At 47.9% G+C, this 13,119-nt stretch carries 11 protein-coding genes; 5 read left to right on the top strand and 6 right to left on the bottom strand.

The genetic code is table 11. The annotated features are described in order from the left end of the window. Positions 1-132 precede the first annotated feature (132 nt). The 6 genes from L5L97_RS02360 to L5L97_RS02335 form a co-directional block, all read right to left on the bottom strand. The gene (locus tag L5L97_RS02360; protein ID WP_263180995.1) at positions 133-1,269 is read right to left on the bottom strand and encodes an ABC transporter permease; all 1,137 of its coding nucleotides are present in this window, start codon (positions 1,267-1,269) and stop codon (positions 133-135) included. Beyond that, on the bottom strand, positions 1,259-2,215 hold the full coding sequence (locus L5L97_RS02355; RefSeq protein ID WP_263180994.1) for an ATP-binding cassette domain-containing protein: 957 nt from the start codon (positions 2,213-2,215) through the stop codon (positions 1,259-1,261). Before L5L97_RS02355 ends, L5L97_RS02360 begins: the two co-directional genes overlap by 11 nt. Next, positions 2,212-3,222, bottom strand: a complete 1,011-nt coding sequence (locus L5L97_RS02350; RefSeq protein ID WP_263180993.1) for an HlyD family secretion protein — start codon at positions 3,220-3,222, stop codon at positions 2,212-2,214. The genes L5L97_RS02355 and L5L97_RS02350 overlap by 4 nt, the downstream gene beginning before the upstream one ends. Next, complete coding sequence (locus L5L97_RS02345; RefSeq protein WP_263179696.1) at positions 3,222-3,923, bottom strand: TetR/AcrR family transcriptional regulator; 702 nt, start codon at positions 3,921-3,923, stop codon at positions 3,222-3,224. Before L5L97_RS02345 ends, L5L97_RS02350 begins: the two co-directional genes overlap by 1 nt. Positions 3,924-4,108: 185 nt before the next feature. Then, positions 4,109-4,456 (bottom strand): hypothetical protein, encoded by a 348-nt coding sequence (locus L5L97_RS02340; RefSeq protein ID WP_113938914.1) that lies wholly within the window; start codon positions 4,454-4,456, stop codon positions 4,109-4,111. Positions 4,457-5,050: 594 nt separating this feature from the next. Beyond that, positions 5,051-5,251, bottom strand: coding sequence for a hypothetical protein (locus tag L5L97_RS02335; protein ID WP_173497123.1), 201 nt, complete (start codon positions 5,249-5,251; stop codon positions 5,051-5,053). Between L5L97_RS02335 and L5L97_RS02330 the strand changes: the two genes are divergently transcribed. The 5 genes from L5L97_RS02330 to L5L97_RS02305 all read left to right on the top strand — a co-directional run bounded on the left by L5L97_RS02330 (position 5,250) and on the right by L5L97_RS02305 (position 13,117). Continuing rightward, positions 5,250-6,107, top strand: coding sequence for a hypothetical protein (locus L5L97_RS02330; protein WP_028760548.1), 858 nt, complete (start codon positions 5,250-5,252; stop codon positions 6,105-6,107). The two genes, L5L97_RS02335 and L5L97_RS02330, sit on opposite strands and share 2 nt — an antisense overlap. 11 nt (positions 6,108-6,118) lie before the next feature. Further along, positions 6,119-7,447: a DUF4785 domain-containing protein gene (locus L5L97_RS02325; protein WP_263180992.1), complete on the top strand. Its 1,329-nt coding sequence runs from the start codon at positions 6,119-6,121 to the stop codon at positions 7,445-7,447. A 432-nt stretch (positions 7,448-7,879) separates the two neighbouring features. Next, positions 7,880-11,107 (top strand): winged helix-turn-helix domain-containing protein, encoded by a 3,228-nt coding sequence (locus L5L97_RS02320; RefSeq protein WP_263180991.1) that lies wholly within the window; start codon positions 7,880-7,882, stop codon positions 11,105-11,107. 20 nt (positions 11,108-11,127) lie between these two features. After that, positions 11,128-11,505: a DP-EP family protein gene (locus L5L97_RS02315; RefSeq protein ID WP_219250208.1), complete on the top strand. Its 378-nt coding sequence runs from the start codon at positions 11,128-11,130 to the stop codon at positions 11,503-11,505. A 583-nt stretch (positions 11,506-12,088) separates the two neighbouring features. Continuing rightward, complete coding sequence (locus tag L5L97_RS02305; protein WP_263180990.1) at positions 12,089-13,117, top strand: diguanylate cyclase; 1,029 nt, start codon at positions 12,089-12,091, stop codon at positions 13,115-13,117. The last annotated feature ends 2 nt before the right edge of the window (positions 13,118-13,119 follow it).

The raw sequence follows: 13,119 nt of genomic DNA, 5'->3' as shown, positions 1-13,119 counted from the left end.
CCCTAGCGGCAGTGTAAGGGATATCCTAATTAAGCAACATCGATTTCAATAGCTTAGCGCGATTGTTTACTGATAATTTGCGCTATATCAAAACTCGGCACTTTGCCCTTGATGATGAAACTCAGTACAGGGTTAATCCAAGCGCTTCGAAAATCTCATACTGGCAATCAATAACCCAATACAAGTAAAACCTATCATCCACAGGGCATCAAATTGCAGATCCATCACTTGGGCATCGCGCAGCACTATGGCCCGTGACATGCGCATAAAATGGGTTGCGGGTAAAGCTTCGGCAATCCATTGCGCCGCGATAGGCATGGCTTCGTAGGGGAACATAAATCCCGACAAGAGAATCGATGGCAGGAGGATAAATACCGTCATCTGCATCGATTGCAACTGGGTTTTCGCTATGGTCGAAATCACTAATCCTAAGGTTAAACTGGCGCAAATGAACAACATAGCGGCAAGGGCGATAGAATCAAGCCCGCCGCGAATGGGCACATCGAACAACAGATGCCCCGCGCTCAGGATAATGGTCACTTGCACAAAGCCAACCATCACATAGGGCACGATTTTACCCAGCATCAACTCCAGTGGCCGAACAGGCGTAGTGATCAAAAACTCCATATTGCCCTGCTCGCGCTCACGCACTATGGCGGCGGAAGTAAACATCACCATGGTCATAGTCAAAATCACCCCCAACAGACCGGGCACTATGTTGACCACAGAACGTTGCTCGGGATTGAAATATTGCACCACTTCAAAACTCGGCATCGCCGTTTTTAGTGTTCTTCCTGCGACTTCATCCAGTGGCATTTGCCTTAGGCTACGAATAGTTGAAGCGACAACCGTATCTGAACCATCCACCAGCCATTGGCCAGCGGGTTGTGCGATATAGGATTGGGTTAAATATTGCTGACCCACAAAGCTTGGGTGACGCACTAAGCGCTCATCGAGATCGGCGGGCAAATACAGCACGGCTTTGACTTCGCCGCGAGTAATCGCCGCCTCAGCCTCGGCGGCACTTAAATATCGCTGCTTAAAATCTACGACCTGCGTTGCTTCCACCGCCTTAACCAGTGCGCGACTGTAGGCAGAATCACTCAAATTAACTAACCCAGCAGGCAGATGGCGAGCATCGGTATTGATCGCATAACCAAACAACATCAGTTGCACTAACGGGATCATGACTATCATGCCAAAGGTCATGCGATCCCGCGACAACTGCCGCAGCTCTTTGACCACAATCGCAAAAATCCTACGCCACATGGTCAGTATCTCCCTTGGAAACCCCAGCCAAGCGCTCGCCAGTACAAGTGACAAACACATCTTCTAAGCTAGCGCGCACTTCTTCCATCGTCCGGCTGGCAACCCTAGGTTTAAGCCAAGCGAGCGGATCTTCAATATCGCTGCGCACTAACACCCGCAAACGACTGCCGATTTGCGCCGCCGACAATACCGCAGACTCGCTGATCAGTGATTGTTTTAAAGTGCGTAAGTCGTCCCCTGAGATCTCAACCACCCGAGCCCCCATCGCCGCCATCAACTGCTGGGGTGAACCGTCGGCGCGTTTTATCCCCCGCTCTAAAATCGCAAGACCATGGCAACGCTCGGCCTCATCCATATAGTGAGTCGACACAAGTATCGTGGTGCCTTGGGCACAGAGATCGAATAAGCGCTCCCAAAACTCGCGTCGATTTTCAGGATCGACCGCCGATGTCGGCTCATCGAGAAACAATAATTCGGGGTGATGTAAGGTCGCTGCCGCTAAGGCCAAACGCTGTTTCTGGCCGCCACTCATGGAGCCCGCCATTTGTTTTTCTCGGCCGACTAAATCGTATAGCATGACTAACTCGGCTATCCGCAGCTTTGAGGCTCGGCGGTTAAGCCCATAAATTTGCGCGACAAACTCTAAGTTTTCCCGCACCGAAAGATTGTCGTACAGGGAGAATTTTTGCGTCATATAGCCAATGCGGCGGCGCAGTTTTTCCTCGGCGCCGGGTAAGGTTTCACCCAAAACACGAATATTCCCCGATGTTGGACTCAGCAACCCAGTTAACATGCGAATTGAAGTCGATTTTCCGCAGCCATTGGGGCCGAGAAACCCATAAATTGTGCCCTTGGGAATGGCGAGGTCGAGGTTTTCTACCGCATTAACACCACCAAAGGCGCGGGTCATCCCTTGGGTCTCGATAGCAAAATCAGCGCTTTTCATGGCTGCTCCACTTTTTGCTGCACTCCTTGCAGCACATCGAGTTGCAGCACATCGAGTTCAACTTCTAAAGCCATGCCAGTAGGTAGGTTCTGATCTGTGGCGGAAATAGTAATATCGGTCAAATACATCAGCCGCGCTCGATCACGTTCATTTAGCGCATAAAATGGCGTGTAAGCAGGTTGACTGCGGATATTGCGCACAGTGCCAGCAATCGGTATCTCGCGGCCATCTACAAGAATATTGACGCTATCACCCGCCTTCACTCTGTCTAACCAAGTCGCGGGCAGGTAAACCCGCACATAGGGATCCTCGCTCGCCAGCAAACCAATCAACTGGGTGCCTGCGGCAATGCGATCGCCGACTCGCCAAGGCAACGTATCGACAACGGCATCACGCGCCGCCACTAGGCTCAAGTCTGCTAAGGCTTTTTGTTCGATGGCTACACTGGCGCGAGCTGCGGCCACCGCCGCTTTGGCCTGCTCTAGCTGCTCACTACGGGTGCCATTTTCTAGTAGTCGCAGGCTTTGCTGCGCCTCGACTTGCTTAGCGAAACTGGTATCCCGCGCCGCACGGGCCGTATCTAAATCCGCTTGGCTAAGTACTTTAGTGGCAAATAAACGGTTTGTTCGTTCAAAGGCTCGCTGAGCCTCTTTCACGCTGGCATTTGCCCCGTCGAGCACGGCCTTGGCGCGTTCTATATCCTCTAAACGCGCACCTGTGACCGCCTCAGAAAGTTTAGCTTTAGCCTGTTCAAGCTCGGCTTGGCGCAGGGCGAGGCGCGCATTAGCAGAGGTTGTATCGAGCTGAATTAACACCTCACCCGCCTTAACCTGTTGACCTTCAACCACATTCACTTGAGTAATCAACTCACCTACGGGCGCGGTAAGCGTCAGCCTGTCCCGCTCGACAGTGCCAAGTACTCTGGGCGGCGCTTCAGTGCAGCCGACTAATAGCAAGATCACACAACCCACATTCACGTGCGTCAGAATTTTAAAATTCACACTCATTACGACTTCCTCGGTTCACGCAGTACACCTTGGGTAAAAACCTGCATATTGTGCAGCGCTAAACGCTGTAAACCATCAGCATCGGCACTAAAAAAACCGAACTGACGCATTAACACCGGGGGCGCAATAAGCGGAAAGACCATCAGACTCACGAAACTGAGGCGTGCTAAATCGGGATCTAATCCCTCCTTCAATAGCCCCGCATTGACTAATGTGGATTCGAGCCATTGCCGCGAGAGGGATAAAATTTGCTCAAAAACAGACAACATAATGCGATAGGGTTCTGAGCCATCGCCTTCCTGTAACACCCGTATAATCAACCGTGGCAATCCCAGGTTAGGTGCCATAACGCGATAATATGTCTGCATAAGTTCACCCAAGTTATTAGGGGCATCCGCAGCGGATATTTCGCGAAAACGCGCTAATACGGGCTCAAGGGTTTCCCGCACCATTTGTTCGAACAAGCCCGCTTTTGAACCAAAATAATAACGAATAAGTGCGGCATCAACCTCGGCTTCGCGGGCAATTTCACGGGTAGAAACACTGGGATAACTGCGATGACTGAAGAGATTTAGGGCTGCGATAATTAAGCGTTGGCGGGCATCGGAATCCCCTTTCGGACGACCAGGAGTCTGCGGCTGTGATTCAGTTTGGGCGGTAAATGGCACAACCCCCTTTGGGCGACCGGGAATAAGCGACATGGCAAGCTCCAGCAAAATTCATCTATTGATGAATATACTGAAAAGCCGCGTAAAAAGGCAGCAGTTAAATTCCTCATTTTCATTGATATTGAGGAATTTAACCCTAGCACTGCAAGGCTAAAATTTAGGTACCGTTCAATCGAAAAATTAAGCGGCCTTCTATTAAAGATTTATACAGTAAAAGCTTATGCGCCTTTCACTATCGCACTCAAACGGGTAATGAATTGCTGTACGGCTTCAACCGTGTCAAAACTAAAGGCAAGGCCATAGTGGGTTTCGGTCAAACTCTTATGCAAACGTTTGGGGAAACGTGTCATCTCGGCATTGTGGAAATAGTCGTATTTGGCATGCACGCCTGCAATAGTGGCAAGTTCGCCGGAAAAGACTTCGAATGCAGGGCGAATAATCAAGTTTGGTGATTTACCGTCGAGGTGTAAATAGAACGCCTCTTTGGTTTCTGGGAGCATGTATTCAGTAATGTTTTTTATGGTGAAATTAGTGCGACATTGCAGTCCACTTAAGCAACTCACCATCTTATTATGTTCTATCGCCAAACTTATTCTCCCGTGTTTGTTGTCTATTTAGATTAAACCTGCCCATATCGCGCTACTTTTTCTACTCCCAGTCAATCCATGGCTCAGATGACTGATTAAGATAAGAAGAATATCATCTCGGCAATGTTGGTTCTTATCCCGTTTATCCCACTTTACCTCAGCTCAGCCTAATCGGTTTAGTCTTTAAATGCACTAAAGTGATACCCATATCCCAGAGTAAATGCGCGAGTTTGAATTATTTATCACAAAAAACCTTTATATACAGAATGATAAACTGATTAACTCAAACACTAAGCGGGTGTCACAGAAAATTCTTTTGTGTGAGCAAATCGATATTTCAAACACGATAAAGCACAATTTAGTTTATTAGGCATTGCTTATCATCAGGTTACCAACCTTTAGTTTAACATTAAAACGAACCGTTCAAAATGCGACCCTGCGATTGCATTTTATAATGATGGTTTTACTTGCCAGCTTAAAATGTTGCGTCTAGGTTAATAAGCTTGAGTTAAGTCCTGTTGATAATGGCTAAGTTACGGCAATCACATTTGATGCCAACCTAAACTAGCGCATTCACACTATCCCGTCGTATTCAGGCCTTAAGTCATGTTTTACCCAAAGTGAGTAACCCGCGCTTAAGCGCCTATAAACCGAGCCATGCCAGCCGATTTCAAGCTTATTTACGGCAAATCCTGCATTAACTGACTTGCCCTGAACTGTCGCAACGGACTGGCGGCCACAATCAACAAGACCAACAACACGAGATATAGCCATGAAGATCAAAAAAGCCCTCATGCTCTTGGGTCTGTTCGCTGTCAGCCCAGTCACGTTAGCCGCAACCGGAGTCGCCTTTATCCATGGTACGGGTCACCAGACCAATGCCTTAGCCGATTACTGGACGCCCGAATTTGTTAACTCAGTGCGCCAAGGCATCCCAGTGCCAAACAATTACACAGTGATCAACTGCGACTTTGACCAATATATGTGGGAAGAAAGCGCCGCAGGTTGTCTGGCCACGCAGCTTAATAGCTTTATCCAAGCCAAAAATATCGACGACTTAATTCTGCTGACCCACTCCAATGGTGGCAACGTAGTGCGGTGGATTTTATCTAACCCAACGTGGGACAGCCGTTATCCTGCAGTGATCAACGCCACCTCAAAGGTTATCGCCATCGCGCCTTCCAGTGCTGGTACGCCGCTGGCCGATGCGGTGAACCAAGGTAATGTGTTCGAAACCAGCTTAGGCTGGCTCTTAGGCTATGGCAGCAATGCGGTGAAACAACAGCAAGTCGGTTGGATGGCAAACTACAACAACGCTTGGCTTAATGGCACAGCGGGTCGCCCATCGCTGGGTAAACCCTTCGAAGTCGTGGTGGGCTCAGATGTTGATTCCGCCATTTGGGACAGCGACAGTTACTGCGCGGGTTATCAATACCAAGTCGCGCTCGAAACCACCCAAAACTGGCTCGATAGCTGCTCCGACGGCTTCTTAAATTGCAGCTCACAAAAGGCGGCTGGCACTGTCTGGTTTACTGATAAACAAAAGACCCGTGGCCAAGAGCCCTTAAGCCATCAGCAGAGTCGTCGTACGTGTTTCAATTTAGACACGCTGATCCGCAACCACATTTAAGGAGCACTAAGATGCACACACTCAGCAAACTTGCCAGTGTCTTGGCGCTAAGCGGACTGCTTGCAGCCTGCCAAGATGAAGCCACACCCATAGATCCCAAAACCAATGCCAGCCCTATGTACGCCAAAGGGTTAACCCTAGCTGCGCCGAGCGATACCGATTTAGTCGATAGCAATATTGCCAGCCCAACACTCACGCCCATCAACACCAGTACGGATTACATTAGCTTTATCACCCCGCTGTACGGTGAGTATCAAGCGAGTATGCTTAAGCTTGAGCAAGCCAGCCAAAGTGACGAGTATTGGGTCAATGTAACAGGCGCACAGCTTAATGCGGGCGTGGGCCTCACCATGAGCCAAGCGTCTAGCTTAGTGCGCATTGCACCTCGGGGCGATACCCGCTCTGGCGCCTTAATGCATGCAGAGGCTATTGCCCCTGAGCGCGTACAAATTCAGCGCGTTACCCCTAATCAGTCACCCCAAGGCAAAGCAGCCAATAGCAGCGGGATAAACACCAATGAGTCACTGGTTAAATCAATGGTCAACGCCGATGCTTTGGCTAGCGCAGGGTTAACCGATGATTCCAGTGCATTGCAAATGTCGGCGAAAGCCACACCGGGCCAATATCGCCTGCAGGTCAGTCAGCCGTTAACGCCAAGCGCCAACTACTTAGTCAATGTGAAGGAAAAAGGCTCGCCCTATCAACTGAGCGTCAAAGCCCCCACCGCCATCGCGGCGGATGCGCAAACCCTTGGGCTTGAACTCGCACTCAGCCAAAGTGATAACGCCTTTGTGCCACAAGCAAAACTCAAGCAAGCCGATGGCGATATGCAACCACTGACGATGGTAAAACAAGGGGAGACATGGCAAGCGGTGATCCCCGCGGGCGTCGCACTTTCGAGCAGCAATGCAGGGTTCAGTGAAATTGAAATCACAGTGCAAACCCAAGTCGATGGCCGACCTGTGCAGCGCACGGTCAAATCTGTCTTTAAGTCCTATGTCAATTCGGCGAGCATCAAGCCCAAAGTGCTCACGGTTTGGGATAAAGGCTTGCCTAACCAAATCAACTTTGAGTTAACTGTCGCCGAGGCGGGACGTTTTGGCTTAAGTGGCACGTTAACGGGCACCAACGCCGAAGGTCAAAAGGTGGCGATTCTACGCACCCAAGCGGCCAATTGGCTGACCCCAGAGTCGCCGAAGTTAAAGCTGATGTTAGATCCTAAGCTCATCCAAGCCTCGGGTTTACAGCAGCCCTTCGAACTCAATGAGTTAGAACTCCAAGATCAAGGTCAAATGGCCAGATTAAGCTATCAAGCCAAGGCACTAACCTTAACGCGCTAATTCAAAGGGACCAATGTTAAGGGGCTAACGTTAAGATACTTAGCTTAACGTGCTGATAAGTCAGGCTTGTTAGCCTTAAGTTCATCTCTAATACCAAGTGCCCAATCACGGGCACTTTTTTATTGTTGATCTTTTGCAATCGACACCTAAAAGCCATCACCTTATTTAACATCTAGCGCAAAGCACAAACTGTTGACAGAAAAATGACAAGCTAAAGACTATTTACCACACCTCACCCTGATAAAATTTACATTGATTATCAAGGGTTATTCCTTTTAAATAACAATCATCAACGGCATAATGTCAACGTCTTGACATCAGACCTTTGAATGACAAGCATAGATCTTTATAACAATACGTATAACAATAAGAGTGACTCACGGCGCAAGTTTTTACCGTGCCATGGTCAATACTCAATAAATGGACATCGTTATGAGTGACAGCACATTTTTCTTTGGTGAATGGCAAATCAATCCCAGCGCCAATAGTCTGCTCCTTGGCAAACAAGTCAAACAACTTGAACCCAAGGCGATGGATGTGCTGCTATTTCTCTGTCAACGGGCGGGCGAAGTCGTCAGCAGTGATGAAATAGTCAGCCACTGCTGGCCAGGTGTAGATACCGGCGACAATCCACTACACAAGATTATCAATCAGTTACGTCGAGCATTAGGCGATAGCGCCACAGAACCCACCTATATAGAAACCATACGCAAACGCGGCTATCGCACCTTAGCCGAAGTGCGTTTTCCTATCGGACACCAAGCCACCGCCAGCCCACAGAGTTGGCAAGGCGGCTCGCCCTTTCCGGGACTGCAAGCCTATAGCGCTAATTATGCCGAGGTGTTTTTTGGCCGCAGTGAACAAATCAGCACTTTGCTTAACCGGATAAGCCAACAAATCCTGTTTGGCCGTGCCTTCTGCCTGATCTTAGGTCCAAGTGGCAGCGGTAAATCCTCCCTGATTAATGCGGGTGTTGTGCCCAATTTAATGAAGGGCGACGGCTATAACGGCATTGGTGTCGCGTCATTCAGCAGCTTAGATTTTGCCGATGTGAGTAAAGGGCAACTACTCACCGATCTTGCCAGTGCAATGCTCGACTGGGAAATCAACGACATCCCAGTATTCGAAGGCATGAGCGCTGAGACTCTGGCGATTCAACTCGTCGAAGATATCCAAAGCGTGATCAATCAGTGTACCCAAGCGCTCAAGGCTAAACCCTTTTCCAATCCGTTTTTTGCCTTGTTTATCGACCGATTAGAAGTGTTGCTCTCATCACCGCTATTTAGCGATACCGAACGAACCCAGTTCATAGAATTATTGGAACAACTCGCCACCTCAAAAGCCGTGATTATCATCAGTGCCTGTCGCAACGATTTTTATCCTTTATTGGTCAATTACCCAAGCTTAATGGCGGGTAAAGCCCGCGGCGCCCACTTTGACTTAGCGCCGCCAACACGCACTGAGCTATTACAAATGATCCGCCTGCCCGCGGTGGCTGCCAACTTAAGCTGGGAAGTTGACAGCGACACCGCGATGCCGCTCGACGAAATGCTCTGCAGCGATGCCGCCAGTAACCCAGATGCGTTGCCTATGTTGCAATACACGCTGCAAGCCTTGTATTTGCAACGCAGCGCCGACGATAAGTTATTAGTCTCGGTTTATCATGCGCTTGGCGGTATTGAAGGGGCGATTGGCAAAAATGCCGAGCAAGCGATTTCCCATTTAAGCGATGCCGAAAAAGCCAGCCTACCGCGGATTTTATCCCTGCTAGTGACTCTGCGTGAAGATGAAAAGTCCATCACCAGCCGCACCGCTCGCTGGTCACAACTACAAAGCACCGCTGAAACCGCCCTAGTGCAAGCCATGGTCGATAGCCGCTTATTCGTGTCGCATCTGCAAAATGGTGAACCCTGTTTTAGCATCGCCCACGAAGCACTTTTACGCCGTTGGCCGCGGGCAACCGCTTGGATTAGCGAGCATAACGACAGCTTAAGCATTAAGAGTCGCCTACAGCATTTATCTAAGCGTTGGCTCAGCGAAGCCAAACACAGCGCTTATCTGCTCGCCGACGGCAAGCCGTTGAAAGAGGCCCAAAGCCTCAGCCAAAATCCGTTATTCGATTTAGACGATCCCGAAACCGCCTTTATCGCAGCCTCCAGCAAACGCGCCAATATGCTGCGCTGGACGAGGCGCCTAACCGTCGCCCTGCTGTGCGTCCTCACCTTAACCTCCGTCATTATGAGCGTGCGCAGTATAGAGGCCGAAAAACTTGCCCTGCAAAAACGCCTCGCCGCCGAAGATTTGCTCGGCTTTATGGTGGGTGACTTCGCCGACAAGATGCGCGGCATCGGCCGTATGGACTTACTCGACGGGATCAGCAATAAGGCACTGGAATATTTCACTGATTTTTCCAATAAAGAGGATGATGCACACTTAAGTTTTGACGCCCGCTTCCAACACGGCCAAACCTTAGAGGCCATGGGGGAAGTCGCCTATTCGCGCAATAAAATCGATGAAGCCCGCAGCGCATTACTCGCGGCGCAAGAAAAAATGTTGCCACTGCTCGAATTGCAGCCGGAAAACTTAGCCCTACTGAAAACCTTAGGTGCCAATGCCTTTTGGTTAGGACAGCTTAAGTATGATGTGAGTGATTGGGCGGCATCGCGCCCCTTCTTCGAGCAGTACTTAGCCTATAGCCAAACTATGTACGCCCTTGCGCCCGAAGATAAAGATGCGCTCATGGAACTTTCTTACGCCCATAACACTTTGGGCTCAGTTTCGATGAAGCAACAGGAATTTGCCAAAGCACAACAAGATTTTGAAGAGTCGCTAAGGCTTAAATTGCTCGCCTTGGCAAAAGCGCCTGAGGATAGTCAGCTAATTGCGGATGTGGCCAATGCACGTTCTTGGTTAGCGAGTGCGGCAGTGTCACAAGGTGATGTACTTTCAGCCATACAGATCCACACTCAACTCCAACAAGAACTAAGCAATAACATTAAACAGCCATATATATTAGATAGACTAGCAGCCAGCCATCAAATTCTTGCTAAGTTATACGATTATCAAGATCTACCAGAACAAGCCCTAAGACAAACCCGACTTGGTTTGGAAGCAATATCAAAAGCGCTAGAACAAGATCCTAAAAACGATATTTGGACAAGACAAAATTACTATTTACACTTCAATCTTCTAGCATTTGCACGCACTGATTCTAATGAGATTACAAGATTAAAATCTTTACTAGATTCAGATATTGATTTGAATTCTTCATCGAAGAGAGACGAAGTGTATGCAAGCTATTTTCTTGCATCAGCACAACACTTACAACGACAAGGTAAGTTTGATAAAAGTATAGAATATGCTGTGCTAGCAAAAAATGAATTTCTTAAGTTATCAAAAAAATTCAATCAAAATATTAACTTCATTTCAAACTTATCGGAAAGTATTCTATTTGAAGCTAAAACGGTCAAAAATTATAAAGCCAAGCATGAATTATGCAACACTTCAAAATATTTACTATTACCTATAGTAGAAAAAGATAAATCACCAAATTTCACCATTCATTATGTTAAAGCCCTTGACTGCCTTGGCGAAATTATAAGCGATGACAATCTTAAACATTTACTATTAAAATCTCATATAACCAATACCAAATTTTAACCAAAAGAAAGGAAGTTAATATGTTCGCACCACAAGGCTCGGCTCAATTTATTAAAGTCAATGTTAATCTAGAAAATGGCGAACCTGTATTTATTTATACAGATGCTAATGGTGAACAATGCCAAGGGGATGTGACTATCACCCAAGCTGGTACTGTTACCTACTTGCTAAATGATCAAACAGGAAAAGGTTTAAAATTTGTTGGGGTCGGCTTTGTTACCCCATTCGATGATATTGTCGATGCGGTAACCATCAGCAGCGATGGTATGTTAGTACAACTCGTCGATCTAGATAGAACGTCGGGAACTACTAAGTTCCAATTTGTATTGAGCAATACTACTAATACCTTACTGATATTAAGTCCTGATCCAGAAATTATCAATCGTCCTCAAAACTAATCGAAATGCCCAACCTTTAATCGGGCTGGGCAGTTTCTACACCCGAAGAAAAGGGGAAAAGCGGGGACAGCCATGTCTTTTTGTGCTTTGTCCCCTCTTATACTAGCCTTTACATTATCTTGATTGCGTCTGTTTGGAGCAGATGATGACCCCGGCCAGAAGAATGCTTATCGATGCTAATACAACGCCCTTCTATCATGTGATAAATCGCTGTGTCAGAAGGGCTTTTCTGTGCGGTGAGGATAAACTCACAGGCCGCAGTTATGAGCATAGACGTGACTGGATTGTCGATAAAATCAAAGCATTATCCACCATCTTTAGACACTAAAATCCTTTGCGCTTGCCGCTTAATAGCCAAAAATCCACTCATGGGTACCGCTCTTTCAACTTAGCCATGCCCAAAAACCTCGCACGTTTCAGCTAAACCTGAGAATTTACCGTGAGAAGAGTAAATTTAAAACCTTTATAAACAATAGATTAAATCGGAAGGTAAGCAGAAGGTATCTTTTCTTTGCGAAGAATAAAGTCATCATCAGAAAAGCGCTTAGCGCAGATGACATTAGGTTCACGGAGAATGATAACAATGACAAGCTCACCTAAACAGACTCGCTCACAACATCCATTATCACTTGTGGGTGAAGGCAATGGCTCACAGTGCACTGCGCAGCAAGGCTTGGTCGAACCCTCGTTGCCGTTAACCTTCTTCGAACATGCCTCGATTGAAACGATTCAACAGTTTATTCAGCATCTGACAGAGCCGGTGATTATCGTCAATGCCCAAGGTTACATTTACTTTAGCAATAGCAAAGGTGCTGACTTACTGACATGCCCGCAGGCCAGTTTGAAGGGACAAGATTGGCGCAACTTTTTGACCGAACACCACCAAGCTCGCTATGACAATCTGCTGAGCAATGATATTAAATTAGGCAAAAATTGCGGTATCCCAGTGCAGCACTGCGCCGAAGAAATCACCCTCATTACCGCCTCAGGCAAAGCAAAAGATGTTGAGCTTTCCATTTCCTACATCCCCAGCCATGAACCTCTGTTTGTGATGATGATGCACGATTTAACGCAGCACAAAGCGGAAAATCAAAAGCTACGTAAATTGGCCGCCACAGATTCACTGACAGGACTGGCGAACCGCCGATATTTTGATGAAATGCTGCATCACTATTGGGAAGAATGCACAGGTAAGTTGCGCCCGATCAGCGTGGTGATTATCGATGTGGATTACTTCAAAGTGTTCAACGACCAATTCGGCCATATCCAAGGGGACGAATGTCTACGAAAGATTGCCAAAGTGATTGCTGACATAGTGCCAATAGAAATTGGCCTGGCAGCGCGTTACGGCGGTGAAGAATTCGCGCTAATACTGCCAAGCCACAATGCCAAAATGGCACTGACGATTGCCCAAAAAGTGCAGCAAGGGATTAATGACCTGCGCTTTACTGAGCAAGGCCTGCGCGACTATGTCTCTGTGAGCGCGAGCCAAGGGATTGCGAGTGAAATCAATGGCCAATTCCGTACCTCACTCGCCATGCTGTGCGCCGCCGATACCGCATTGTATCGCGCCAAAGCCGATGGCCGTGACAGGATCAATACGTCGCTTTAATA

The organism is Shewanella sp. SM71 (genome assembly GCF_025653905.1).
Lineage (GTDB): Bacteria > Pseudomonadota > Gammaproteobacteria > Enterobacterales > Shewanellaceae > Shewanella > Shewanella oncorhynchi.
This window is presented reverse-complemented; position numbering and strand designations above follow the sequence as displayed.

Excerpts from the sequence above, each read along its gene's own strand:
- L5L97_RS02340 (WP_113938914.1), bottom strand. The coding sequence starts at position 4,456 with ATGGTGAGTTGCTTAAGTGGACTGCAATGTCGCACTAATTTCACCATA.
- L5L97_RS02315 (WP_219250208.1), top strand. The coding sequence starts at position 11,128 with ATGTTCGCACCACAAGGCTCGGCTCAATTTATTAAAGTCAATGTTAAT.
- L5L97_RS02335 (WP_173497123.1), bottom strand. The coding sequence starts at position 5,251 with ATGGCTATATCTCGTGTTGTTGGTCTTGTTGATTGTGGCCGCCAGTCC.
- L5L97_RS02350 (WP_263180993.1), bottom strand. The coding sequence starts at position 3,222 with ATGAGTGTGAATTTTAAAATTCTGACGCACGTGAATGTGGGTTGTGTG.
- L5L97_RS02320 (WP_263180991.1), top strand. The coding sequence starts at position 7,880 with ATGAGTGACAGCACATTTTTCTTTGGTGAATGGCAAATCAATCCCAGC.
- L5L97_RS02345 (WP_263179696.1), bottom strand. The coding sequence starts at position 3,923 with ATGTCGCTTATTCCCGGTCGCCCAAAGGGGGTTGTGCCATTTACCGCC.
- L5L97_RS02355 (WP_263180994.1), bottom strand. The coding sequence starts at position 2,215 with ATGAAAAGCGCTGATTTTGCTATCGAGACCCAAGGGATGACCCGCGCC.
- L5L97_RS02330 (WP_028760548.1), top strand. The coding sequence starts at position 5,250 with ATGAAGATCAAAAAAGCCCTCATGCTCTTGGGTCTGTTCGCTGTCAGC.
- L5L97_RS02325 (WP_263180992.1), top strand. The coding sequence starts at position 6,119 with ATGCACACACTCAGCAAACTTGCCAGTGTCTTGGCGCTAAGCGGACTG.
- L5L97_RS02305 (WP_263180990.1), top strand. The coding sequence starts at position 12,089 with ATGACAAGCTCACCTAAACAGACTCGCTCACAACATCCATTATCACTT.
- L5L97_RS02360 (WP_263180995.1), bottom strand. The coding sequence starts at position 1,269 with ATGTGGCGTAGGATTTTTGCGATTGTGGTCAAAGAGCTGCGGCAGTTG.